Origin of the sequence: Aurantiacibacter spongiae (assembly GCF_003815535.1) — a bacterium.
Classification (GTDB): Bacteria; Pseudomonadota; Alphaproteobacteria; order Sphingomonadales; family Sphingomonadaceae; genus Alteraurantiacibacter; species Alteraurantiacibacter spongiae.
Genome location: NZ_RPFZ01000001.1, coordinates 1817673 through 1841900 on the forward strand (window position 1 = coordinate 1817673; position 24228 = coordinate 1841900).

At 61.3% G+C, this 24228-nt stretch carries 20 protein-coding genes; 16 read left to right on the top strand and 4 right to left on the bottom strand.

Annotation, left to right across the window (positions count from 1 at the left end; translation table 11 throughout):
* Window positions 1-128 precede the first annotated feature (128 nt).
* The 15 genes from EG799_RS08890 (at window position 129) to EG799_RS08960 (ending at window position 17845) form a co-directional block, all read left to right on the top strand.
* Entirely contained in the window at window positions 129-410 is a 282-nt protein-coding gene (locus tag EG799_RS08890; RefSeq protein ID WP_054527892.1) for a DUF5676 family membrane protein, read from the top strand.
* 249 nt (window positions 411-659) lie between these two features.
* The gene (locus EG799_RS08895) at window positions 660-1310 is read left to right on the top strand and encodes an AlbA family DNA-binding domain-containing protein (protein ID WP_123880436.1); all 651 of its coding nucleotides are present in this window, start codon (window positions 660-662) and stop codon (window positions 1308-1310) included.
* A 282-nt stretch (window positions 1311-1592) separates the two neighbouring features.
* Window positions 1593-2942, top strand: a complete 1350-nt coding sequence (locus tag EG799_RS08900; RefSeq protein WP_123880438.1) for an APC family permease — start codon at window positions 1593-1595, stop codon at window positions 2940-2942.
* Window positions 2939-3352: a potassium channel family protein gene (locus EG799_RS08905; RefSeq protein WP_123880440.1), complete on the top strand. Its 414-nt coding sequence runs from the start codon at window positions 2939-2941 to the stop codon at window positions 3350-3352. Before EG799_RS08900 ends, EG799_RS08905 begins: the two co-directional genes overlap by 4 nt.
* On the top strand, window positions 3349-3876 hold the full coding sequence (locus EG799_RS08910) for a DUF305 domain-containing protein (RefSeq protein WP_181950889.1): 528 nt from the start codon (window positions 3349-3351) through the stop codon (window positions 3874-3876). The genes EG799_RS08905 and EG799_RS08910 overlap by 4 nt, the downstream gene beginning before the upstream one ends.
* On the top strand, window positions 3873-4361 hold the full coding sequence (locus tag EG799_RS08915) for a DUF6692 family protein (RefSeq protein ID WP_123880442.1): 489 nt from the start codon (window positions 3873-3875) through the stop codon (window positions 4359-4361). Before EG799_RS08910 ends, EG799_RS08915 begins: the two co-directional genes overlap by 4 nt.
* Before the next feature lie 108 nt (window positions 4362-4469).
* Window positions 4470-5174, top strand: a complete 705-nt coding sequence (locus EG799_RS08920) for an NAD(P)-dependent oxidoreductase (RefSeq protein ID WP_123880444.1) — start codon at window positions 4470-4472, stop codon at window positions 5172-5174.
* A 43-nt stretch (window positions 5175-5217) separates the two neighbouring features.
* Window positions 5218-6567 carry an MBL fold metallo-hydrolase gene (locus EG799_RS08925; protein WP_123880446.1) on the top strand — a complete coding sequence of 450 codons (1350 nt, stop codon included), beginning with the start codon at window positions 5218-5220 and terminating at the stop codon, window positions 6565-6567.
* 534 nt (window positions 6568-7101) lie between these two features.
* Complete coding sequence (locus tag EG799_RS08930) at window positions 7102-8337, top strand: TolC family protein (RefSeq protein WP_123880448.1); 1236 nt, start codon at window positions 7102-7104, stop codon at window positions 8335-8337.
* Window positions 8338-8345: 8 nt separating this feature from the next.
* Window positions 8346-9842: an efflux RND transporter periplasmic adaptor subunit gene (locus tag EG799_RS08935; protein ID WP_123882996.1), complete on the top strand. Its 1497-nt coding sequence runs from the start codon at window positions 8346-8348 to the stop codon at window positions 9840-9842.
* Window positions 9839-13006 carry an efflux RND transporter permease subunit gene (locus tag EG799_RS08940; RefSeq protein ID WP_123880450.1) on the top strand — a complete coding sequence of 1056 codons (3168 nt, stop codon included), beginning with the start codon at window positions 9839-9841 and terminating at the stop codon, window positions 13004-13006. Before EG799_RS08935 ends, EG799_RS08940 begins: the two co-directional genes overlap by 4 nt.
* Window positions 12985-13371, top strand: coding sequence for a copper-binding protein (locus EG799_RS08945; protein WP_234029091.1), 387 nt, complete (start codon window positions 12985-12987; stop codon window positions 13369-13371). Before EG799_RS08940 ends, EG799_RS08945 begins: the two co-directional genes overlap by 22 nt.
* A 103-nt stretch (window positions 13372-13474) precedes the next feature.
* The gene (locus tag EG799_RS08950; RefSeq protein ID WP_234029092.1) at window positions 13475-14971 is read left to right on the top strand and encodes a multicopper oxidase family protein; all 1497 of its coding nucleotides are present in this window, start codon (window positions 13475-13477) and stop codon (window positions 14969-14971) included.
* Window positions 14972-14984: 13 nt separating this feature from the next.
* Window positions 14985-17324, top strand: a complete 2340-nt coding sequence (locus EG799_RS08955) for a heavy metal translocating P-type ATPase (RefSeq protein ID WP_010240409.1) — start codon at window positions 14985-14987, stop codon at window positions 17322-17324.
* Between the two features lie 29 nt (window positions 17325-17353).
* Complete coding sequence (locus EG799_RS08960; protein ID WP_230782967.1) at window positions 17354-17845, top strand: hypothetical protein; 492 nt, start codon at window positions 17354-17356, stop codon at window positions 17843-17845.
* 17 nt (window positions 17846-17862) lie between these two features.
* Here EG799_RS08960 and EG799_RS08965 read toward each other — a convergent pair whose 3' ends face one another.
* On the bottom strand, window positions 17863-19815 hold the full coding sequence (locus EG799_RS08965) for a cytochrome c/FTR1 family iron permease (RefSeq protein WP_054522849.1): 1953 nt from the start codon (window positions 19813-19815) through the stop codon (window positions 17863-17865).
* Window positions 19816-19911: 96 nt separating this feature from the next.
* Complete coding sequence (locus EG799_RS08970) at window positions 19912-20529, bottom strand: cation transporter (RefSeq protein ID WP_119511747.1); 618 nt, start codon at window positions 20527-20529, stop codon at window positions 19912-19914.
* A 75-nt stretch (window positions 20530-20604) separates the two neighbouring features.
* Here EG799_RS08970 and EG799_RS08975 point away from each other — a divergent pair, with 75 nt between their 5' ends.
* Window positions 20605-21003, top strand: coding sequence for a MerR family transcriptional regulator (locus tag EG799_RS08975; RefSeq protein ID WP_088712478.1), 399 nt, complete (start codon window positions 20605-20607; stop codon window positions 21001-21003).
* A 137-nt stretch (window positions 21004-21140) separates the two neighbouring features.
* On the opposite strand, the gene EG799_RS08980 is transcribed toward EG799_RS08975, so the two are convergent.
* Entirely contained in the window at window positions 21141-22535 is a 1395-nt protein-coding gene (locus tag EG799_RS08980; protein WP_123880454.1) for an aldehyde dehydrogenase family protein, read from the bottom strand.
* Window positions 22532-24172: an acetolactate synthase large subunit gene (locus EG799_RS08985; protein WP_123880456.1), complete on the bottom strand. Its 1641-nt coding sequence runs from the start codon at window positions 24170-24172 to the stop codon at window positions 22532-22534. The genes EG799_RS08980 and EG799_RS08985 overlap by 4 nt, the downstream gene beginning before the upstream one ends.
* Window positions 24173-24228 lie beyond the last annotated feature (56 nt).

The following is a 24228-nucleotide window of genomic DNA, read 5'->3' on the forward strand; positions in this document are numbered from 1 at the left end:
ACCCGGTAAAACCGGGACAGGCTGTAAGAAGCCTATCGAATTCTCGCAGGGTCCGGGGCTGGCTGCCCCCACCGCCCCGGACCCGTCCAATTGCATGATTTCAGCACGCACGAAGTGGGAGAAATGCGATGGTAAAAGGATCAATCAAGAGCTCGATATTCGCATGGGGCTGGACGCTTAGCGTGTTCCTGCTTGTCAGCTATCTCCTTTGCATTGCCTTTGGAGTCCTCGCGCCCGAGCGTTTTCACATGCATGAAGCCTGGGCTCCGTTGCTGCCATGGTTCGAATGGCTAACGCCGCGCGGGTTCCTCGCCGGAGCGGTGGGGAGCTTTCTCTATGGCTGGTACATCGCACTCATCGCGGTTCCGCTCTATCGGTATTTCCGGAGACGAACTGGTAATTCGGTCTGATTTCCCGATGCCCTTCGCGGGACAAGACGTTTTGCACGCGAAGCCATTAGCCCGGTAGCCTGAAAAAACGAAAAAAGGGAATGCGCGATCTACAGGACAAAGCCTTCACAGAGCGCTCGAACGCTAACCGCCCATGCGGTCCTTGGTGCTGCCCTCGGCATCACGATCCTCCATCCGGTAACCACCCTCGTCTTCTGGTACGAGTTCGGTCCGTCGCACGACACCGGCAGCAATACTGCCATTGGGTTCATGATCGGCCGGCTGGTAAATGCTTTCGCGTTCGAAATGCTTCCCATGAGCGCCATCTACGCGGTGATCGGCGGCGCCCTTGGTCTGGGATTTGGCATGTATCACATGCGGTTGGCGCGAGCTCAGTCCAAGGTACTTTTTCTCGAACGCGAACTCGACGAGGAGTTGCCGCTTCTTATCGCACGCGGCGAGGGCGAGCGATTGGAATTCAAATCGTCCTTGCGGTGGGACAGGCGTGAGAACCGGGTCAACCGGTCACTCCAGCAGGTCGTACTCAAAACGGTTGCCGGCTTTCTCAACCATGAGGGCGGAACACTGCTTATCGGGGTTGGAGACGATGGGAACATCACTGGCATTGAAGCCGATATGCAGACACTCAAACATGCCAATCGGGATGGGTTCGAGCGCCTTGTGATGGACCTCGTGAAGGATGGTTTCGGCGGTCACGCGTGCGCTTTGGTCCATTGCCGTTTTCACGAAATGACAGAAAAGACGGTATGCCGGGTCATTGCTGAAAGGAGCGCTGATCCTGTCTACCTCGTAGAGGGAGGTACCGCGCGCCTGATGTTACGTATCGGAAACAGCACGCGTGAGCTCGACGTGCGCGAAGCGCAGGCACATTTGCGCAATCGATCCCCCGGTCGAGCTTAATCCGGCTGCTGGGCACGTCAGATTGATCGAACAGGGCCAGTTACCTCTCGCGAGACCTGCTAGAGAAAATTCACAGTGGGCCACCCTGGCGATACGCGTCGCCTCCTATCGACGCACCTTGTGCTAAGAGAAGCCTCGCGAAAAGCGGACTCCCTATCTTGCCAAACCGCCCCCTGGGGCAGGCGCGCACCATGTCGAAACTTTTTTGAGGGGTGAGGCACTACCTAACGTACTGTCTGGCGTGATGTTTCTCGGACGGGAGGACATCGACAGGGGAAAGACTTGCAGACAGATGGCGACGATCAACAAAACGAGAGTGCGGCCTCGATAACATTGCTGGGCGGTGTCGCGATGGGAACCGGCGTCATGATCGGCGCCGGTATCTTCGCACTGACTGGCCAGATTGCCGAACTGGCTGGACCGCTATTTCCGCTTTCGTTTATTGCCGGCGCGCTGGTTACTTCGCTCGCCGCCTACAGCTACATCAAGATGTCGAACCGCTGGCCCTCCTCGGGCGGCATCGCGATGATCCTTCAGAAAGCCTACGGACCAGGCGTCGTGGCAGCCTCGGCATCGCTCCTGATGGCGCTGTCGATGGTCATCAACGAAAGCCTGGTCGCTCGAACCTTCGCGACCTATGCCTTGCGGCCCTTTGGGCTCGAGAGCAGCGGCATTCTGGTTTCCGTCGCGGCACTGGCGCTCATCGTCTTCGCCTATTTTGTGAATGCGGCAGGCAACAAATCGGTCAGCGGTTTCTCTCTCGTCATGTCGGCGATCAAGATCGGCGGCATCGCCCTGTTCGCGATTGCGGCGATCTGGGCCAGCGGATTTTCGGGCGGCGCCTTCTCAGAGCCAGTCGCGCTTTCGGGTCTCGACGCGTTGCTCGCGTCGGTCGCCTTCTCGATCCTCGCGTTCAAGGGTTTCACCACCATCACCAACAGCGGCGGCGAAATCATCGATCCGCACCGAAATGTTGGCAGAACCATTATCATTTCGATCACAGTATGCGTGGTCGTCTACCTTCTGGTCGCGGTGGCGGTCGGAGCCAGCCTCAGCACTTCGGAAATAGCGCAAGCGCGCGATTACTCGCTTGCGGCAGCTGCGCGCCCCGCGCTCGGAGAGCTTGGGTTCTATTTCACAGTCGCAATCGCGATCGCAGCCACGACCTCGGGTGTCATCGCCAGCGTTTTCGCCGTTTCGCGAATGCTGACGATGCTGACCGAAATGAAGATGATCCCGCATAGCCATTTTGGGATGAAGGGACCGATCCGCAGTCACATGCTGGTCTATACCGTCGTGGTCGCCGGCACGCTCGCGGTCCTGTTCGATCTTTCGCGGATCGCCTCGCTCGGAGCGTTCTTCTATCTCGTAATGGACATGCTCGTGCATTGGGGCGTGCTGCGCGGTTTGCGGGAAGAAATAGGCGCGCGCGCCTGGATCCTTTGGTCGGCCCTGGTGGCAGACGGCGTAGTCCTGACAGCTTTTGCCCTCGCCAAGCTCGAAACCGACCCTGCGGTCGTCGCCTATGCGGTCGCAGGTATCGTCGCAGTGTTCGGAGCCGAATGGTTCTATCTCCGTCGAAATCCCGCGCTTCGTGAAATGCCTGCCACTCACGATGGAGATTATAGATGATCGCCGCACTTGTGCTCGCCATTGCACTTTTTCTGGCTTCGGTCGGCGCGCATCTTTCGATTCTCGGTGTCGGGCATCGCATGCTCGACGCACGCCGAAATTTCTCTGCCAAGCTTGGGGTCGCGCTTCTCGTCCTGGCATCGCACCTGCTTGTCGCGACGCTCTTCGCTGGCGGTTTCTGGCTGGGCGCGGAGCTGGGCCTCGGCGGGTTCGACAAGACGCCGGCGATGAGTGCGATGGACTATTTCTATTTCTCGCTGATCAACGTGACCACACTGGGGCTCGGCGACATCTACCCGACCGAGCACCTGCGCGTCATTGCCGGCGTCGAAGCCTTGACCGGCTTCGCGCTCATCAGCTGCTCGGCACAACTGTTCTGGACCATGATGAAGGAAGGAGAAAACGCATGACTGAAAGTACATCCCACTCGGACAAGGGAGGGGGCGGCAACTACTGGCGGTTTATGGCCATGGTATCCACCTCGACCGTGATCATGTTCTTCCTGATGTATGCCAACAGCTTCGACATGGACGACGTGTTCTGGAGCGAAACGCGCTTCTGGATGATGTTCGTCATGGGCGCGATGATGATGGTGGTCATGCTGCTCTTCATGTGGGGCATGTACAAGGACCGGACCAAGAATTTCATCATCCTGGGTGTCGGAGCCGTCGTCTTCGCACTCGCGCTATGGCTCGTACGCAGCCAGACCACGGTCGACGACACCGAATACATGGCCGCAATGATTCCGCACCACTCGATCGCGATCATGACCAGCGAAAGGGCGAGCCTGAAGGATCCGCGTGTCCGCGAACTTGCTCAGGCCATCATCGTCGCGCAGCGGCGTGAGATCGCCGAGATGAAATACCTCATCCAGGACATCGAGGAGAACGGCCCGCGCACCGAAGAACGCCTGCCCGAGGAGATGCAGCAATGAACAAGATCGCACTTCTGACTCTTGCAGCCCTTCCGCTGGCGGCCTGCAATACCAACACCGCGATCGGTAATGACCGCGAAGCACAGCTCGATCCTCCGGCAACGGCAGCTCCGATGGAGAGCACTGCGAGCGCTCTTGCCAATCTCAGCCCCGGCCTCATGCTGCCCGAGACCATGAGCGACGCGGACCTCGCCGCGCTGGGAGCCGAGAACACGTGCCAGTTCCGCCTGACCGAGGTCGCGTTCCCGTCATTCGTCTACGACAACAGCGGTCGCGGGGCGATCAAGATCAATGGCAAACTGATCCCCGTCACGGCAAGCGCCTCGGGTGAGTATGCGAATGGTGAGCTTCGTATCCGTACGCGCCTTCTCGATGACGAAGGAGACGCGGGCCTGCAAATGCAGGAGCTCATCGTCGCCGGCCCCCGGATGAAGGACGAGTTCGGGTTCTGGGGGTACACGACCTGCGGCAACAGCGAAGCGTGAACACGAGCGAGCGGGCGCCGGCTTCCGTCGGTGCCTGCTCCATGATCATGATCGGCCCGGCACGCGCGGCCGAATTTATAATGAGGTGCTACAGTGGAAGCTGAGCCTGTGAGCGATGCAGCCCCCCTTGCGGTCTTCGGTGCCGGAGGAAAGACCGGCACGGAAATATTGCGCCATGCGGTCCGCAAGGGCATCGCGGTACGAGCGTTCGAGCACACCTTGCCCGAACCATCGGACCGGGCCGACAATGTCGAGTACCTCCAGTGCGATGTACTCAGTGACGACTTCAGCAGCGAGCTCGAAGGTTGCCGTGCTGTTATTTCCGCACTCGGTATAGGGTTTAGTCCATCTACGGCGATCGATCCGCCTCCGCTTTATACGGAGGGAACCCGCAAGCTGGTGGAAGCGATGTCGACGACCGGCATTTCCCGGATCGTCGTGATATCGGCGGCGTTTGTAGAGCCGCAGCCCAGCGTTCCTGCATGGTTCGAGCTCACGGCAAGACCAGCCTTGCACAATATTCTCGAACAGATGCGCGCCATGGAAGATCTTCTGGAGCGCGCGAAAGGCCTGAATTGGACGTCTGCGCGACCGGGCTGGCTCCTCGACGAACCCTATACGGGTGAAGCCGTCATTACCGACGAGCGTCTTGCCGAGGGTTGCTTTCGTTGCCGGCACGCCGACCTCGCGGCAGCCATGCTCGAATTCGTCTGTGAGAACACCTGGGTCAACGCCAAGCCCGCTATCGCCCGGCCAGAAGCAGACCGCTTCGAGAATGTCTCGGCACTCAAAGCCGAACTCGGGATCGACTAGATCGACGCGGTCTCACGGAAACACTCCAACAACGAGGCAAAACATGCTGCTCGAGAAGATAAAGACCCCCGGCCTCTCCCACCTTTCCTATCTGATTGGTTCGCAGGGCAAGGCAGCGGTCATCGATCCGCGCCGGGACTGCGAGATTTATGTCGAGCGTGCCCGCGCCGAAGGGCTGGAGATCACGCATATCTTCGAAACGCACAGGAATGAGGATCTCATCACGGGATCGCCGGTATTGGCCAAAATGACCGGTGTCCGCGTTCTGCACGGTCCAAACCCTGCGGACGAGATTGTTTTCGCCGACACCGCGCGAGAGGGCGACGTTTTCGAGATCGGGAAGTTGCGGATTTCGGTGCTCGAAACTCCCGGTCACACCGACGATCATCTCGCCTTCGTCCTCCATGACGACGATTTTCCCGAAGGACCGATCGGCGTGTTCACCGGCGATGCGCTCTTCGTTGGCGACGTCGGACGCACCGATTTCTATCCCGAGCGCGCGCGGGAGGTCGCGGGCCTCCTGTACGATTCACTGCAGAAGATTTGCGGTCTGGGTGACCAGACGATCATTTACCCCGCGCATGGAGCAGGCTCGGTCTGCGGTTCGGGAATGGCGGACCGGGAATTCTCGACCATAGGCCACGAACGTCGCAACAATCCCCGGCTCCAGATCGCCCATCGCGAGGAATTTATCGAGGCCAAGCTCGCCGAGCATCATTACCAACCGCCCTATTTCAGGCTGATGGAGCGCCTGAATGTCGAGGGAACATCTCCTGCGCCACGGATTTTGCGACCAAAATGTCTCATGCTCTCGGACATTCGCGAAATCGACCCCGATCATGTCGTCGACGTACGGGATCCGCTTGCATACGCAAGCGGGCATCTGCCTGGTTCGATATGCCTTCCGGTCGGCATGATCTCGGCGTTTGCGGGCTGGTTCATCAGGGAGGGTGAAACAATCGCCCTCGTCGGATCGGCGGAAGACCAGCTGGCTTCGGCCATGACACACCTTGTGAGGATCGGGCTCGACTCGATCGACGGCGGCTATGTCGGTATCGTCCCGGCTGCAGCGCAAGGAATGGACATGGCGAACCTTCCGATGATCGGGACGAGCGAGGTTCAGGATCGTCTCGAGCGCAAGCGCGACAACTGGACCTTGCTTGACGTGCGTGACCTCGATGAGCGGCGCAGCAGCGCGATCGAGGGATCGGAACACATCTACGTGGGCGAACTCAATTCCCGCTTCGCCGAGCTCGATCGCGAACGCGCCTATTCCGTCATGTGTGCCAGTGGCATGCGTGCGAGTGTGGCGGCGGGCTGGCTGCAAAGCAAAGGATTCGAAAAGCTCGATATATATCTGGGCTCGATGGGTGCCTGGCAGCACGCGTCGTGATGAACCATCGCACCCGATGCGAGGTCCTTGTCTTGCGCTCTTCAAAGCTTTACGCCTTTTTTATGCGAGTCTTGCGCACCCTTGGACTGCTACTGATCGCCTGCGGGCTGTTCGTCCAGTCGGCAGCGCATGCATCTGCCCTGCCTCAGGCGGTCGATGCAGGCAAACCGGCCTGCGCCGAGATGGAGATGATGGCGGGCGCAGCTTCCATGGACGATCATGACGGCGTGCCTTGCAAGAACCTTCGGCTGGATTGTCTCGTGGCATTCGGCTGCATCCCGCCCCTCGTTCCAGGGGGTGATGCGACCCTGGTCGGTGAAATACCGGCGCAGGCTTCTCAGTTCAGCAGATTAGTCTCCAATTCGCTCGCAGCCACAGGACTAGGGCCAGAGCCGCCACCTCCGCAACTTCCGGCATGACCCGTGTGCAGGCTCAAGCCTGCGCGCTCCTGCCTCTGGATGAACGGCCTGCGCTCGACGCGGGCCGGTGATCCGGAACGCGTGTCTGACGCGCTCCTTTTGCGGATGAACGATCATGAAACGAATAAGCTGGACCGCGCTTCCGGTCCTGCTGGCCCTCGCGCCGGCGAGTAATGCCCAGTCGGTGGGCTATGAGGAAGCTTTGCGAGCAGCAACGAGCGACCAGCCCCAGGTTCGAACAAGCGAGCTAAGACTGGACGCCCGGCGCGAGATCGCCGACGCTGCCGATGAATTGCCCGATCCGCGGCTTCGCGCGAGCATCCAGAACCTGCCGGTAAGCGGGCCGGCTGCGTTCGAGCTGAATCGCCAGCTCCCAACGCAGATCCAAGTCGGTATCGAACAGGAGATCCCCAATCTCGCGAAACGTCGGGCCCGGTTCGGAATGGCGGAGGCCGACATCGACCTTGCCGCAGCACAGTTGCGTCAAACAAGTTACAGGGTGCGCGTGGGAGCAGGAATGGCATGGATTTCGTTGGCTTATGCCCAACGGGCTCTGACCGTCGCCGACGATGCACTTGCTGAAATCGAGAGGCTCGTACCACTCGCGCGCAGTTCTGTCGCCGCCGGTTCGGCCAGACCCGCCGAAAGTCTGGAAGTACGCCGTGCCGTGCTCGAAGTCGAAGACATGCGGACCAGGATCGAAGCCGACCGAGAGACCGCTCAGGCCATGCTGTCGCGCTATACGGCTCTGCCGAACGCTACCGCGACCGGAACCATCCCTTCGGCCGATCTCGATCCCGAAGGTTTGCGGGCCATGCTCCAAAGCAATCCGGAGCTTGTCGTGGCGCTTGCGCAGGTTCGTCAAGCGGAAGCGCGAAGTGATCTTGCCCGATCGGAAAGGCGTCCGGATTTCGGCGTCAATGTGAGCTATGGAAGGCGCGATCCCGACTTTGGCGATGTCGTCTCGGTGATGGGTTCGATCACGCTCCCGATTTTCGCCGACCGGCGCCAAAACCCGCGTGTAGCCGCCGCCGACGCCGAGGCGGCGGCGGCGCAGTCGGCCAGAGCAGACCGGCTCCGTGAACTCGAAGCCCAGTTCGAGACCGATCTCGCCGCATGGCGCAGCGCTTATCGACAATGGCAGCGCGCGACGGACGAACTGCTCCCTCTTGCCGAAAGCCGCGTGGACCTCGAACGCGCGAGCTTTGCCGCAGGCCGCGCGGATCTGCTCGACATCATCGACGCCATCAAAACGCTCGCCATGCTGCGGGTGGAAATTCTGCAACGCGAAGAGGCGTCCGTCGAGGCCGCCGCGAACCTGCGACTGACTTATGGGGAGTATGGCCGATGAGACCCGCAATGGGAGCCGCGTGGGACAGGCTGTCGCCGCGCCAGAAATCCTGGATGATGGCAGGCACGGTCGCGCTCATCAGTCTTGCCGCCGGCTATGGTCTCTCGCAGCTCGGCGAAGGCCAGGGTGGTGCAAGCGACGCGGGCGGCAGTGCGACCGAATGCGAGGAGGTCCTTTACTGGTACGACCCGATGGTGCCGGGGCAGCACTTCGACGAGCCGGGCAAGTCGCCCTTCATGGATATGCAGCTGGTGCCCAAGTGCGCGGGCGAGGAGGCCACTGCAGGCGTCAGGATAGATCCCGGCCTGGTGCAGAATTTCGGCATCCGCACCACTGAAGCCGAGTACGGCGTCCTCGAGCCGGAAATAACCGTCACAGGCGTTCTGGCCTACAATGAACGCGACGTCGCGATCGTCCAGCCACGTGCCGGAGGCTATGTACAAAGAACCTACGGCCGCGCGCCCGACGATGTCGTTGGACGGGGCGCGCCGCTCGCGGATATCCTGGTTCCCGAATGGGGCGGAGCGCAGCAGGAGTATCTGGCCGTCCTGAACAGCGGTGATGAAGAACTTGCGCAGGCCATGCGCGAACGCATGCGCCTTTTGGGCATGCCTCCAGGCCTGATCTCATCGGTAGGGCGCAATGGACGTCCGCAGTCCACGATCACCGTTACCGCGCCGATTGGAGGTGCCATCACATCGCTCGGCGTGCGTCCGGGAATGACAGTCATGGCCGGACAGACGCTCGCCGAGATAACCGGTTTCTCACCGATCTGGCTCGAAGCCGCGGTGCCTGAAAGGCAGGCGGCGACTGTCCGCGTCGGGCAACCTGTCAGCGCGACGCTGACCGCATTCCCCGAGGAACGCTTCTCCGGGCCCATCATCGCTATCCTGCCGAGCGCGCAGGATGCAAGCCGTACGATCACCGTTCGTGCGCAACTGCCCAATGCATCCGGGCGCCTCAAGCCGGGCATGTTCGCACAGGTCTCGCTGACCCCGGACACACGCCGCGCGCTGCTGGTCCCCTCCGAAGCGGTTATCAGGACCGGACGTCGAACCATCGTGATGGTGAAGCAGGACGAGGGCGGTTTCATGCCCGCCGAGGTCCGGATCGGCCGCGAAGCGGGTGGAAGGAGCGAAGTGTTGGCCGGTCTGTCGGCAGGCGAGCAGGTCGTAACATCGGGTCAGTTCCTGCTCGATTCCGAAGCAAGCCTCACCGGACTGGACGTCCGTCCGGTCGATCAGGCAGATGACGCTTCCACCGGCGGCGAGGACGAACCAGCGACCTTCGGTGCCACCGGCACGATCCAGTCGATCGCCAATGGTTCGGTGACGCTGCGGCATGGTCCTGTGCCCCGGCTCGATTGGCCCGCGATGACCATGACCTTCCGCACGAAGAGCGCGGCGCAAATGCGCGGGCTCGAGACGGGAGACAGGGTGCGCTTCACCTTCACCCAGGAGGATGCCGGCCCCCGGATCGAGTCTATCACGAGGGCCGGACAATGATTGCTCGGATAATCGATGCCTCGATCGCCAACCGCCTGTTTATCGTTCTCGCCGCCGTCGCGGTAACGCTGGCCGGTTTCTGGGCGGTGCGCACGACGCCGGTCGACGCGTTGCCCGATCTGTCCGATGTGCAGGTTGTGGTCCGGTCAAACTATCCGGGTCAGGCCCCCCGGATCGTCGAGGACCAGGTCACCTATCCCCTGGCAACGACCATGCTCTCGGTGCCGGGGGCGAAAACCGTCCGTGGCTATTCGATGTTCGGTGACAGCTATGTCTATATCATCTTCGAGGACGGAACCGACCTCTACTGGGCGCGCTCGCGCGTGCTCGAATATCTCAACCAAGTGCAGAACCGCCTGCCCGATGGCGTCACGAGCACGCTTGGCCCCGATGCAACCGGTGTGGGGTGGATCTACGAATATGCGCTGGTCGATCGCAGCGGCGGGCACGACCTTGCAGGACTGCGCAGCCTGCAGGACTGGTTCCTGCGCTATGAGCTCAAGACGATCCCCGGCATTGCCGAGGTCGCCAGCGTCGGCGGCATGGTCAAGCAATACCAAGTCGTTCTCGAGCCTTACCGGATGGCATCGCTCGGCGTGACTCACGCCGAGATCGTGAGCGCAATCCAGTCCGCCAACCAGGAAGCGGGCGGCTCGATCGTCGAGATGGGCGAAGCCGAATATATGGTCCGCGCTTCTGGCTATCTCGGCGACCTCGATGATTTTCGGCAAATTCCACTACGCACTGCGAGTGGCGGTGTCCCGGTCACGCTGGGCGACGTAGCGACGATCCAGGTCGGACCCGAACTGCGCCGAGGCATCGCCGAGCTCAATGGCGAAGGCGAGGTTGCCGGCGGCATCATCGTTCTGCGTCAGGGTGCGGATGCAAGAAGCGCCATACAGGCCGTCGAACAGAAACTCGACGACTTGCAGGCAAGCCTTCCCGAAGGCGTCGAGATCGTCACGACCTACGATCGCTCTCAGCTCATTGATGCGTCTATAGAAAACCTCACCACGAAGCTCATCGAAGAGTTTATCGTCGTGGCGCTCGTATGCGCGCTGTTCCTCTGGCACGCGCGTTCGGCACTTGTCGCCATCATCTCCCTGCCTTTGGGCGTGCTCGCGGCCTTCATCGTGATGCGCTTTCAGGGCGTCAATGCCAACATCATGTCGCTGGGTGGAATAGCCATTGCGGTCGGTGCGATGGTCGATGCCGCCGTCGTCATGATTGAGAACGCGCACAAGCATCTCGAGCGATGGGAACACGAGAATCCCGATACCGTGCTCGCGGTGAAGGAACGCTGGCGGATCATCGCCGATGCATCGAAGGAAGTGGGACCGGCGCTGTTCTTCAGCCTGCTGATCATTACGCTGTCGTTCCTACCGGTGTTTACCCTGCAGGCGCAGGAAGGGCGGTTATTTGCACCGCTTGCTTTCACCAAGACCTATGCGATGGCTGCCGCGGCCATTCTTTCGGTAACGCTGGTGCCGGTGATGATGGGTTGGCTGATCCGTGGGAAGATCCCTTCGGAAGATTCCAATTTTCTAAACCGCTGGCTGACGAAAATCTATCGTCCGGGGCTCGACTGGGTCATGCGGCGCCCCAAGGCAACGCTGGCGATCGCGGCGCTGATCTTTCTGACCACCGCGATCCCCTTCACCCGGCTTGGCGGCGAGTTCCTCCCGCCGCTCGATGAAGGCGATTTGCTTTATATGCCGAGTGCATTGCCCGGCCTTTCCCCCGGCGAGGCGTCGGCGCTGCTGCAGCGCACCGATCGCCTGATCAAGTCGGTCCCGGAAGTGGAAACGGTGTTCGGTAAAGCGGGGCGCGCCGATACGGCGACGGATCCGGCTCCCCTGACGATGTTCGAAACGACGATCCGCTTCAAGCCCCGCGAAGAATGGCGCGAGGGAATGACGCCCGATCTGCTGGTCGAGGAACTCGACCGGGTCGTCCAGGTGCCGGGCCTCGCCAATGTCTGGGTGCCGCCGATCCGCAACCGGATCGACATGCTCGCGACCGGAATCAAGAGCCCGATCGGGGTCAAGGTGTCAGGCGACGATCTCGATCAACTGGAACGCGTTGCACTCGATGTGGAGCGTATCGCCAAGACCGTGCCTGGCGTGAGTTCCGCGCTGGCCGAGCGGCTGTCGGGCGGTCGCTATGTCGATGTCGATATCGACCGGATGGCGGCCGCGCGATACGGACTCAACATTGCCGACATCCAGCAGATCGTCTCTGGTGCAATAGGCGGCGCCAATGTCGCACGGACCGTCGAGGGGCTGGCGCGCTATCCGATCAATGTGCGCTATCCCCGCGAAATCAGGGACAGCGTCGATGAACTCAGGGCCCTGCCGGTTCTGACGCCGTCCGGCCAACAGATTACGCTCGGCACTGTCGCCCGTATCGCCGTCAGCGACGGTCCGCCGATGCTCAAGAGCGAGCAGGGTCGTCTGACCAGCTACATCTATGTCGATGTCCGTGGCCGCGATCTTACCTCGGTGGTCGCCGATCTGCAGGAGGCCGTCGCCACGGGCGTCGATCTGCCTCCCGGCGTCAGCCTGTCCTATGCGGGCCAGTTCGAATATCTGACGCGCGCCTATGAGCGACTGAAGATCGTGGTTCCCGCGACGCTCGCGATCATCTTCCTGCTGCTCTATCTCATTTTCCGGCGCTGGGACGAAGCCTTGCTGATCATGGGCACGCTGCCCTTCGCGCTGACGGGCGGATACTGGTTGCTCTATCTGATGGGCTACAACCAGTCGGTGGCGACTGCGGTCGGCTTCATCGCGCTTGCCGGTGTCTCCGCCGAATTCGGCGTGGTGATGCTGATTTACCTGAAAGCCGCACTGGAGCGACGGCAAGCTGACCTGGGCGCCGAAGAAGTGGACGAGGCCATCCGGGAAGGCGCGCTCCTGCGCGTGCGGCCCAAGGCGATGACCGTCGCAGTCATCCTTGCGGGTCTCTTTCCGATCCTGATCGGCACCGGCGCGGGCTCGGAAGTCATGAGCCGCATCGCCGCGCCGATGGTCGGCGGCATGATCACCGCCCCGCTCCTGTCCATGTTCCTGCTTCCCGCCGCTTATCTGTTGTTGCGGCGTCCCCGTCCGGAAAAACCGGCGAACCCTCAAGGAGAAGAAGAATGCGTACCCCAACCTACATGATCCTGCTCGCGGCACCGCTGGCGCTTGCAGCTTGCGACGCTGCAGACGACAGCACCGGGACCATGATGTCTGACGAGATGGCGAACTCGGACAGTATGCCCATGTCAGGCGAAATGCCGATGGCGGAGGAGACCGGCGGCGAGCAGAGCGCCAGCGCGGAGGGAACGGTAACAGACATCGATCCCGGGGCGGGCACCGTGACCATCGAGCACGGTCCGGTCGAAAGTATCGGATGGCCCGCGATGACCATGACCTTCGAAGCCGACGCGCAAATCCTCGAACAGGTCAGTGTCGGTGAGGGAATAGCCTTTGAATTTCGTACTGGAACCGAAGGCAGCGTCGTTACCTCGGTAACGCCGCGATAGCATGATGGGTGGGAGGCGCGCGGTTGCGCCGGTGCCTCCCACGCAAAAACAGGTGAATATGCCCGGTATCGACAGGCCCGACTTTAAGGATCGCCGCGACTTCATGAAAAGCGCCGGCCTCGCGGCGACGGGTTTCGCGGCGCTGCCGCTGGTGGGTTGCGACACGCAAAGCAGGGTGTCGCTCGATCAGCGAGGAGCAAGCAATCCTCTTGCCATACCTCGGCTACAGGCCGGAACGATCGAACGGGGCGAGCGTGTCTTTCGCCTGTCCCTGACACTGGGCGAGAAAGAATTCGTGCCCGGCACGCCGTCACCGACGATCGGTATCGACGCATCCTATCTCGGTCCGACCCTCGAAATGCGCCGCGGCGAACAGGTTCGCTTTCATATCGACAACAAGCTTGCCGAGGATGCGACCGTCCACTGGCATGGTTTCGAACTTCCCGCCACCGCGGATGGCGGACCGCACCAACTCGTGCGGCCCGGCGAACGCTGGAGCCCGTCCTTCGAAATACGCCAGCGCGCTTCGCTATACTGGTATCATTCTCATACGCATCGCCGGGCCGGACCACAGGTCTATGCCGGACTTGCTGCCCCGATCTACGTGCGCGACGAGGAAGAGGATCGCCTCGATCTGCCGAGCCGGTACGGTGTAGATGATATCCCGCTCGTCGTGCAGGATCGCGTGATCGACAGCTCAGGCCGCCTCGTTTACCCGCTCAACATGCACTCGCGGATGATGGGGGTGATAGGTGAGCGCATCTATGTGAACGGAACGGCCAATGCCGTTTTCGACGCCACCGCCGGTCCGCTGCGCCTGCGGCTTCTCAATGGATCGAATGCGCGGTTCTACACCTTCTTGCTCGAAGGTGATCGTCCGATGCAACTCATCGCAAGCGATGGCGGCCTGCTTGCCGCGCCAAGCGAGGTTCGCAGTCTTACCCTTGCCCCAGGCGAACGCGCCCAAGTGATCGTCGATCTTTCCGAAGGGCGCCCGCTCCGGCTGATTGCCAGCAGCCCTGCTAACGCCATGGGCATGATGGGCGGGCAAGGCGGGGGTATGATGGGCGGCGGAATGATGGGAAACCGGGCCGATCGCGAGAGGCAGGGGCGCACGTTTTCGATCCTCGATATGCGCCCCTCAGGCGCGTCAACTCCAGTAATGCTCCCGCCCACTCTGGCCGCGCTTGCTGCGCCAGACCCCTCACTCGCCGTTCGCAGCCGCCGTTTCGTGCTCGATATGGGCATGATGGGCCGGGGCATGTCGATCAACGGCGAAACCATGGACATGGACGTCATCAATCAGCGCGTACCGGTGGGTCAGTGGGAAATATGGGAAATCGCCAACGCATCGATGATGGCCCATCCCTTTCATATTCATAACGTGCAGTTCCGCTTGCTCGACCGGGACGGTCGGCCTCCGCGGGCGGAAGAGGCGGGCTTCAAGGACACCGTAATCGTCAACCCGCGTGAACAGGTCAGGCTGCTGTTGCGGTTCGAAGAAAATACCGATCCCGACACTCCCTACATGTATCACTGCCATATCCTCGAGCACGAGGACGCAGGCATGATGGGGCAGTTCGTGGTGATGGCCAATTAGGGGAGAACGACAGATGAGCGATGGGCACAATGCAATCGAGGGTATGGCGACCGACCCCGTTTGCGGAATGAGCGTGAAGATGGACGGCGCCCGCTTCGTCGATCGACACGAGGGTGGCGACCATTACTTCTGCTCCTCGCGCTGCCTCGACAAGTTCCGCGCGGATCCGGAGATGTATCTTTCGAAGGCGCACCTCGATGCTGTCGAGGATGTCCCGGAAGGTACGATATACACCTGTCCGATGCATCCGGAGATCCGGCAGCCGGGGCCGGGCTCTTGCCCGATATGCGGGATGGCCCTCGAACCCGAAACGGTCACTCTGAACGAGGGCCCCGATCCCGAACTCGTCGACATGCGGCGAAGGTTCTGGTGGAGCGCGCTCTTCACGCTGCCGCTCTTCGCCTATGCGATGGGCGACATGATCCCGTCGCGACCGTTCGATCAGGTCATCGAACCCGCTATCGCGCAGTGGCTGCAGCTCCTGCTGGCAACTCCGGTGGTGCTTTGGGGCGGCTGGCCCTTCTTCACCCGCGCGCTGCAATCGGTCCGGACCATGAACCTCAACATGTTCACCCTGATCGGCTTCGGCGTCGCCATCGCCTATCTGTTCAGCCTTGTGGCAACCCTCGCCCCGGACATCTTTCCCGAGGCATTCCGCGATCATGCGGGCCGGGTCGGCGTCTATTACGAGGCCGCAGCGGTTATCACGACCCTCGTGCTGCTCGGGCAGGTGCTCGAGCTCAAGGCGCGCGGATCGACATCGAGCGCCTTGCGAGCGCTTCTCGAACTCGCACCCCCGACCGCGATGAAGATCTTCGGTCGCGGGGACGAGCGCGAAGTACCGCTCGATGAATTGACGTCGGGGGACCTGCTGCGCGTGCGTCCGGGCGACAAGGTCCCCGTCGATGGCACGCTCGAGGATGGAAGCAGTGCCATCGACGAATCCATGATCAGTGGCGAACCCATTCCCGTCAAGAAAAGCGCGGGCGATCCCGTGATCGGGGGCACCGTAAACCAGACCGGCAGCTTCACCATGCGCGCGACGCAGGTCGGCGCGGACACCATGCTCTCGAAGATCGTGCAGATGGTCGCGGAGGCCCAGCGCAGCCGGGCACCGATCCAGCGGCTCGCCGACCAGGTCACCGGATGGTTCGTACCCATCGTCGTCCTTGTCGCTATCGTGAGTTTTGTCGTCTGGGCCATCTGGGGACCGGCACCGGCCCTTGCCTACGCGCTCGTCAACGCGGTCGCCGTTCTGATCATCGCGTGTCCCTGCGCGCTCGGACTGGCGACGCCGATGTCGATCATGACCGGTACCGGCAAGGGCGCGCAGCACGGGATCCTGATCAAGAACGCCGAAGCGCTCGAAACGCTGGAAAAGATCGATACGCTGGTCGTCGACAAGACCGGAACGCTGACCCGGGGCAAGCCTGATCTTGTCGACGTAAAACCGCAGCCAAATTTCGACGAGCAGGAATTGCTGAGCCTTGTCGCTGCCGTTGAGAGAGGAAGCGAGCATCCGCTCGCCCACGCGATCGTGGAAGGGGCTCAAAACAGGGGCGCTGCCATTCTCGACGCTTCCGATATCGAATCCGTGACCGGCGAAGGTATCCAGGCAAATGTCGACAAGCGCCTGGTCGCGATCGGGAATGAAAAGATGATGGAGCGTATAGGGGCGCTCGAAGAAGGCTGGCGGTCAACGGCGGACGAAGGCCGAAGCCTCGGACAGACGGTGATGTTCGTGGCCGTGGACGGGGCACCGGCAGGCCTTATCGCGGTCGCCGATCCGATCAAGGCAACCAGCCGCACCGCTATTGCCGCGTTGCATGAGCGCGGCATCAAGATCGTGATGCTTACCGGCGACAGCGAAGCCACCGCGCGTGCGGTAGCAAGCCAGGTCGGTATCGACGAAGTCGAAGCAAACGTCTCGCCCGAGGACAAACATCGCAAGATCGAGCAGTTGAAGAGCGATGGTCGCCGGGTCGCTATGGCCGGCGACGGCATAAACGACGCACCCGCGCTTGCCGCTTCGCATGTCGGCATCGCGATGGGAACGGGTACCGATGTCGCTATCGAAAGCGCGGGCGTGACATTGGTGCGCGGCGACCTCGTCGGCGTTGTTCAGGCGCTCGTCCTGTCTCGGGCCACTATGCGCAACATCAGGCAGAACCTGTTCTTTGCCTTTGCGTATAATGCGCTCGGAATTCCGGTCGCTGCAGGTGTCCTCTATCCATGGACCGGGTTGCTTTTGAACCCGATGATCGCGGCCGCAGCGATGAGCCTGTCTTCGGTATCGGTGATCGGCAACGCCCTGCGCCTGCGCGGCCTCGCTCTTCCCAAATTCGATACCTGAGCGATGGGGACGGGACGGAGATCGCAGGAGTGACGAATCAGACGATGCAGGATCAGGACCAAATCTCTGAGGAATCGCGCGAATGGCGCGGTGCTCATCCAGCCCTCTGGATCGCGATATTCGGAATTCTCATCGCTTTCGCCTGGGAGATGCTCCAGCTTCCTTTCTACCAGTCGGGAGGTCTGTCGCCTGCCGAGGCAGCACGTCGCTGCGGCCTGGCCTCGTTCGGCGATGCCGGGATCATGGTGGCCGCTTATCTCGGCGCCTCTGTCGGCAGTGGTAAAACGCCGTGGCTCGTAGACTGGCCGATCTCGCGTTTTGTCGTGTTCCTGGGAATCGGCCTGGCCATTACTGCCATGGTCGAAGTGCTGGCTGTCGGTGCCGACTGGGGGTGGTCCTATAGTGCAATCATGCCGCTTGTGCCCGGAACCAAAATCGGTCTCATACCGATCGCGATGTGGGTCGCGGTTCCCACAGCCTCCTTGTGGCTCGCGCGCCGTCTCGGCACCGGACCCCGCTGATCGCAAACCGGGATCACCTATCCCTCGACAGCTGCCGGCTGCGGTCCCGATGGTGATCGACTTATCCGAAATCCGGCAATCAGAGCGAGCAGCGTGAGCAATTGCGCGCCGATCGTCTCGACAGTCGGGAAGAAGCCGAGTTCGGCGAGGCGCGGCAAGCCGGCAATGAAAGTGGCGGAAAGAACTCCGGCCTCCTGGAAAGCGCCCACGCCCTTGCCCGCGAGAATGACCGCAAGGATCGCAATCAGGATAGCACTATAGCGGAAGAACTGGGTGATCGGCAGTTTGCGGCTGTAGCGCAGCATAACCCATGCGATGAACGCTAGCAGCGCGACTGCGGACAAGGCACCTGCCAATATGATGCCGCTGCTCTGCGGGTTCCACAGGGCAGCGTAGAACAGAATAGTCTCGAACGCTTCCCGGTAGACGACCACGAATGCAAGACCAAAGAGAAACCATGCCGATCCGCGCGAAAGCGCCTTGCCCATTTTTTCCTGGATATAGCGCCGCCACTCCTCGGCCTGGGATTTGCCGTGCATCCAGATCCCGACCGATACGAGAATGACAGCCGCAAGCAGCGCGCCGATCCCTTCGGTCATCTCGCGGCTCGCCCCGCTGATGCTTACGAAGTAGGTTGCTACGACCCAGGTGGCGACACCTGCGAAAAGAGCAGCGATCCACCCACCATGGATATAGGGCAATACCTCGGAGCGCTGCGACTTTTTCACAAAGGCGATCATGGCGATCACAACCAGAATTGCTTCGATCCCCTCGCGCAGGAGAATGGTGAACGCCCCGAGAAAGGTCGAGATTTCGCTGGCCGCCTCAGGAGCCAACGCTTCCTCGGCTCTTGCCAACAGACTATCGATGCGAGCCCTTAGTTGCTGTAGTTCGGATGGATTCGCACCGGACTCTATTCCGGCCCGGAATTGCCCGAGCGCCTGTTCTACCTCCCGCATCAAACCGCCATCGCGCGTTGCCAGGAGGGCCTCCAGGGGTTCAAACCCGTCGAGATAGGCAGACAGGGCAAGCTGCCGCGCTTCCTCTCGGTTGCCAGCCCGATAAGCTGACAGGCTGCGATCGAGCGTATCGCGAACGAAGGCGAGCGAACCTGCGTCATTTGCCTGTCCCACCGCATCGGGATTGGCGCGAAGATAGGCCATGACGGCGAGCGCACGGTCCTCGCCGATCTGCTCGGCCAGACTTTCCGGAGTGAGCGCGGCGAGCGTCTCGAGATCGGGGACAAGCTGGCGTATGCCATCATCTTCCCGCCAAATACGCTCGCCCTTGGCCACATCTTCAAAAGCAATGCTGCCGGCATGGAATGCAAGCGCCCAGCGATCCTCGTCGGACAGCGATGCGAAGCTGGCCATGGACGTTCCTTCCAGCCCTTGCGTGATGACCTGGTAAAGCCCGAACGCACTGCGCTGCCGCGCCCGGTCGATATCGGTGAAGTCGATCGGCGGCGGATCAAGTGCCTGCATTGCGGCCGGTGGCGCACTTCCGGCGGCGCCGTGACACGAGGCGCAGTTCTGCGCGAAGAGAGTGCGGGCGCGGTCAAGGTCGGGCGCTTGCGAAGGGGCAAGCGGAACCGGGTAGGCTGTCAGCAACGAGGCTGCCAGCGCGCGCGCTAAGCGCCCAACTCGCTCGGCGGGTTCCTTATTGGCGATCAGAGCTCGCAGCTGGTCCGATCGGCGGATGAGTGCTTGATTGTCTTTAGTATCCGGCAATGCAGCGATCTGCCGCGCCACGACATCGGAAAACTCCACCATTTCGCGATATTCGAATTCGTCGGCAACACGTCCCTCGGAAACGGCGGAGGCGTAGTCGACCGCGATATAATCGAGCAGACGCCAGGTGGTTCGCACGTCGGGTTCTTCCGCGTTCGCGGTGACGGACAGACACAGCGCAAGCGCCAGCAGAATGAGCCGCAGTGCCGGATGGACGGTGGCGGAGACGATGCGATGCATGAGGGGTCTCTATATCTGTTGCAATTAATTCGCAATAGCAGGGTGTAGACGGAAATGTATTTCCTCCAACCCCCGATCGCGGGGATATTCTGGAGTTTAGGTAGAGCGCAGTTCGCCGCGTGCCTGATTGAAGACTTCGGCACTTCCCCACACCGCCAGTCCTGCCATGATGCTCGCCACAACCAGATCGGGCCACGCACGGCCGGTGCCGAAAACGCCAATCGCTGCCGCCAGCACGGCGATATTACCGATCGCGTCGTTGCGCGAACAGATCCACACCGAGCGCATGTTCGCATCGCCCGAGCGATACCGGAACAGCATCGCGGCGACGGCGAGATTTACCGCCAGAGCAAGAGAACCGATGGCGCCCATCGTTCCCGGGTCGGGCGACGCCCCGACAAAGAAACCCCAGATGGCCGAGCCGAGCACCCACAGGCCGAAAGCCAGCATGGTCGCCGCCTTTACGAGAGCCGCACGTGCGCGCCAGACGAGCGCCATCCCCGCTACGCCAAGACTGATAGCATAGTTTGCCGCATCACCGAGAAAGTCGAGCGCGTCGGCCTGCAAGGCGCGCGAATCCGCAGCAATGCCTGCCACGATCTCCACACCGAACATGATTGCATTAAGGCCCAGCGCGATCCACAGAATGCGCCGCCATGTCGGATCGTTGTTGTTTGCACCGGCCTCATCGGGGCCGCAGCAGGTCTTTCCCATTTACTCGACTCCTTGCGTCGATCCGCCCTATGCACCTTGTAGTAACTACAAGGTCAAGCGGCAGGAGCCTTTGTCATGAGAATTGGTCAACTTGCCCGGATAACCGGCGTCAAATCCGAAACAATCCGCTTCTACGAGCGCGAAGGTATCCTCGCTGCCCCTCCGCGCACGAAGGCCAATTATCGCGACTATGGACCTGCAGAGGAAGCGCGCCTTAACTTCATACGGCGCGCGCGTGATCTCGGCTTCTCGATGGCACGCATCAGGGAATTGCTCGATCTCTCCGATGATGCCGACCGGTCCTGCGCGGGCATTGACGCTCTGGCCAGAAGCCATCTCGGCGAAGTCGAGCGCAAGATCGCCAGCCTGGAGGCGTTGCGGACGGAGCTTGGGCGCATGATCGCTGCCTGCGAGCAAGACACGGTAGGCGATTGTCGCATCATCGATGTACTTGCCGGTACCACCGAGCCTTGATGCCCGCGCCTCGTGCGCCAGTTCGGTCAGGCTCGCCGATGCACGGCTTTTGTCCGCCGCCCCTAAGAGACTTAACTTCGGGAAAGGCCGACGGGTGCGAAGCTGCCCGTGTCGCCATCCCGGGTCTGTCGAACGGGTTATGATGCTGCTGTCGGCCAGTTCCAGACGGCCATTTTTTCAATGCTCATATCCGCCATAGTGTAGGGGATCCCGCCGACGCCAAGCCCGGAGCGGCGCAGCCCTGCAAAAGGCATCCAGTCGACGCGGAATGCCGTATGGTCGTTCACCATCACAGCCGATCCCGCCAGAGACTGTATGCAATGATTGGCGATTGACAGGCGATCCGTGAATACAGCGGCCTGAAAGGCGTAAGGCAGGGCATTGGCCTGCTTGATAGCCAGGTCGATATCGTCATAGCCATACACGCAGATCACGGGGCCGAAGATTTCTTCCTGGGATACCTTGGAACTTTCGGGAGGATCGACAATGACGGTCGGGGAGAAAAGAGTATCACTCAGACGGCTTCCCCCGCACACCAGGGTGCCGCCTGCTGCGATGGCTTCATCGACCCAGCGTTCGACGCGGTCAACTTCCTCCGTTCGGATCAGGGGTCCGCATTGGGTCTGAGCATCGGCGGGATCGCCCACGACCAGCTTTTCGGCAGCTCGCCCTAGGTCATTGGCGAAGTCTTTCAATTCTGCAGCAGGGACGAATACGCGCTGTACGGAAACGCAGACCTGACCCGAATGATAGAACCCGCCTTTAAGCAACGAGGCGATCACTGCTGCGCGCTCCACGCCGTTGTCCACGATTACCGGCGCCGCGCCGCCGTGCTCGAGAGCAATGCGGGTCCCCGGCGCCAGCTTCGAGCGAAGCATCCAGCCGATTTTCGCAGAACCGATGAATGAGAAGAACGCCGTGCGCGGATCGGTTACCATTCTTTCGGCGATATCGTTGCCGCAAGGTGCGAACCGGCACCAGGCCTCGGGCAGGCCGGCTTCATGGAGAATGCTCACGAAGCTCTGGCATGACAGAGGCGTTTCCAGCGCAGGCTTGATGAGAACGGGGCACCCGGCTGCTACCGCCGGTGCAACCTGATGGACGATCAGGTTGAGGGGGTGATTGAATGCCGAGATCGCCACGACAGGACCGATCGGCTCGCGGAAGGTATATGCCGTCCTTCCCGCACCCGCTTCTGTCAGGTCCATGGGGATCTCGTGGCCGCCGCCATCGCTGAGCGCCTGAACGCACAAGTCGACGCTGCTGATCGCGCGACCGGCTTCCACGCGCGCATCGATCAGGGGTTTGCCGCCCTCCCTGACGATCTGGAGAGCCAGATCCTGGGCTCGTTCGCGCATGATATCCGCAGCCCGCCGGAGGATGGCGATACGCTCGTGCACGGCAAGCCAGCCATGGCGGTCGCGGTGGAGCAACTGCGCTTCACTCAGCCATTCATCGATTTGAGGCCAGTCGATTAGCGGCACTTCTGCAACCGGCTCGCGGTCGAACGGATTGTGAACGATCGTCTTCATAGCTCACACACCTTTGCGCCGAGTTCATCAATCAGCACCTTCTTGTTTTCGGAATAGTCGACGGGCAGATCGACGAGATGCACGCCGCCAGCCTCGAATGCGTCGTTCAGGACCGCCACAAGATCTGCGCTCCGTTCGACCCGGTGACCGGTCGCTCCATAGCTTTGTGCGTAGGTGACGAAGTCGGGATTGGAAAAGGTCAGGCCGTAGTCCGGAAAGCCGAGCTGGTCCTGCTTCCAGCGGATCATGCCGTATGCTGCATCGTTCAGAACGAGAACGACAAGGTTCAGTCCAAGCCTGACGGCCGTTTCCAGTTCCTGCGAGTTCATCATGAACCCGCCATCGCCGCATACCGCGAGCACTCTGCGCCCCGGCGCCAGCATCGCAGCCATCATGGCGGATGGAAGGCCAGCACCCATCGTCGCCAATGCATTGTCGAGCAGGATGGTGCCAGGCTCGTGGGCGATGTAGTTTCTGGCGAACCAGATCTTGTAGATGCCGTTGTCGAGCGCAACGATATCATCGCGCGCCATTACGCTGCGTACGTCGGCAACCACGCGCTGGGGGACCATTGGAAAACGTTCGTCGTCGCTGGTCTCGGAGATGTGCGATGCAATCTCGTGATGCAGGGCGGTATAATAGCTGCGGTCGCACTGCAGCTTGCCATCCAGGCGGTTTCCCAGCCGCTCGACCGATCCGGCGATGTCGCCGATGACCTCGAGCTGCGGGAAGTAGACCTGATCGACTTCGGCTGCCTTGTAATTGATATGGATGACGGTCTGCCCGCCCGGCTCCATGAAGAAGGGCGGCTTCTCCACCACGTCGTGACCGATATTGACGATCAGATCGGCCTTTTCGATTGCGCAGTGAACATAATCGCCCGACGATAGCGCCGCGGTGCCCAGATAGAGCTCGCTATCTTCATCGACCACGCCCTTGCCCATCTGGGTGTCGAAGAATGGAAAGCCGGTATCAGACACGAATTTGCGCAACGCTTTCGAAGCGCGGCGGCGGTTCGCTCCGGCACCGATCAGGAGCAATGGCCGCTCAGCCGCGATGATGCGCTCGGCCGCTTCGTCGAGCGCAGCATCTCCGGCGACCGCATAACGCCTGTAATGCGGAGGTATGACCGGTTCGATCGTTTCCTCTTCAGCGATATCTTCCGGCAGCTCGAGCAGTACAGCGCCCGGCCTTTCTTCCTGCGCCAGACGGAAACCTTCGCGAACGAGCGAGGGAATGCGATTGCCGTTCACGATCTGGGTCGAAGCCTTGCAGAGCGGCGTAAACAGGGAAACGACGTCGACAATCTGGAACTGGGCCTGTTTCGATGTCTTGATCGGTTTCTGCCCAGTAATAATGACGAGCGGAAAGGCCCCGAGCGCGGCATAGGCCGCCGGTGCGGTCAGGTTCGTGGCACCAGGCCCGAGCGTTGCCAGGCACACACCTGCCTTGCCGGTCAGGCGGCCATAGGTCGCCGCCATGAAGCCAGCGCCCTGTTCGTGACGGGCCAGAACCAGCGTGATGGCGGAAGTTCGCAGCGATTCCAGGAGATCCAGGTTCTCTTCGCCTGGAACGGCGAAAACATATTCGACGCCCTCGGCCTCGAGCGCGGCGACCATAAGATCGGAAGCTTTCATTCGTCGGTCCTCTTTTACGAGTTGCAGGGCGGTTCATGCCGTGCGCTACCAAACTG

What these genes read in the sequence shown, in the direction of transcription:
- EG799_RS08945 (WP_234029091.1), top strand. Translation starts at nt 12,985, where the DNA reads ATGCGTACCCCAACCTACATGATCCTGCTCGCGGCACCGCTGGCGCTT.
- EG799_RS08910 (WP_181950889.1), top strand. Translation starts at nt 3,349, where the DNA reads ATGACTGAAAGTACATCCCACTCGGACAAGGGAGGGGGCGGCAACTAC.
- EG799_RS08965 (WP_054522849.1), bottom strand. Translation starts at nt 19,815, where the DNA reads ATGCATCGCATCGTCTCCGCCACCGTCCATCCGGCACTGCGGCTCATT.
- EG799_RS08895 (WP_123880436.1), top strand. Translation starts at nt 660, where the DNA reads ATGATCGGCCGGCTGGTAAATGCTTTCGCGTTCGAAATGCTTCCCATG.
- EG799_RS08985 (WP_123880456.1), bottom strand. Translation starts at nt 24,172, where the DNA reads ATGAAAGCTTCCGATCTTATGGTCGCCGCGCTCGAGGCCGAGGGCGTC.
- EG799_RS08975 (WP_088712478.1), top strand. Translation starts at nt 20,605, where the DNA reads ATGAGAATTGGTCAACTTGCCCGGATAACCGGCGTCAAATCCGAAACA.
- EG799_RS08980 (WP_123880454.1), bottom strand. Translation starts at nt 22,535, where the DNA reads ATGAAGACGATCGTTCACAATCCGTTCGACCGCGAGCCGGTTGCAGAA.
- EG799_RS08930 (WP_123880448.1), top strand. Translation starts at nt 7,102, where the DNA reads ATGAAACGAATAAGCTGGACCGCGCTTCCGGTCCTGCTGGCCCTCGCG.
- EG799_RS08950 (WP_234029092.1), top strand. Translation starts at nt 13,475, where the DNA reads ATGAAAAGCGCCGGCCTCGCGGCGACGGGTTTCGCGGCGCTGCCGCTG.
- EG799_RS08955 (WP_010240409.1), top strand. Translation starts at nt 14,985, where the DNA reads ATGAGCGATGGGCACAATGCAATCGAGGGTATGGCGACCGACCCCGTT.
- EG799_RS08905 (WP_123880440.1), top strand. Translation starts at nt 2,939, where the DNA reads ATGATCGCCGCACTTGTGCTCGCCATTGCACTTTTTCTGGCTTCGGTC.
- EG799_RS08915 (WP_123880442.1), top strand. Translation starts at nt 3,873, where the DNA reads ATGAACAAGATCGCACTTCTGACTCTTGCAGCCCTTCCGCTGGCGGCC.
- EG799_RS08890 (WP_054527892.1), top strand. Translation starts at nt 129, where the DNA reads ATGGTAAAAGGATCAATCAAGAGCTCGATATTCGCATGGGGCTGGACG.
- EG799_RS08935 (WP_123882996.1), top strand. Translation starts at nt 8,346, where the DNA reads ATGGGAGCCGCGTGGGACAGGCTGTCGCCGCGCCAGAAATCCTGGATG.
- EG799_RS08970 (WP_119511747.1), bottom strand. Translation starts at nt 20,529, where the DNA reads ATGGGAAAGACCTGCTGCGGCCCCGATGAGGCCGGTGCAAACAACAAC.
- EG799_RS08940 (WP_123880450.1), top strand. Translation starts at nt 9,839, where the DNA reads ATGATTGCTCGGATAATCGATGCCTCGATCGCCAACCGCCTGTTTATC.
- EG799_RS08925 (WP_123880446.1), top strand. Translation starts at nt 5,218, where the DNA reads ATGCTGCTCGAGAAGATAAAGACCCCCGGCCTCTCCCACCTTTCCTAT.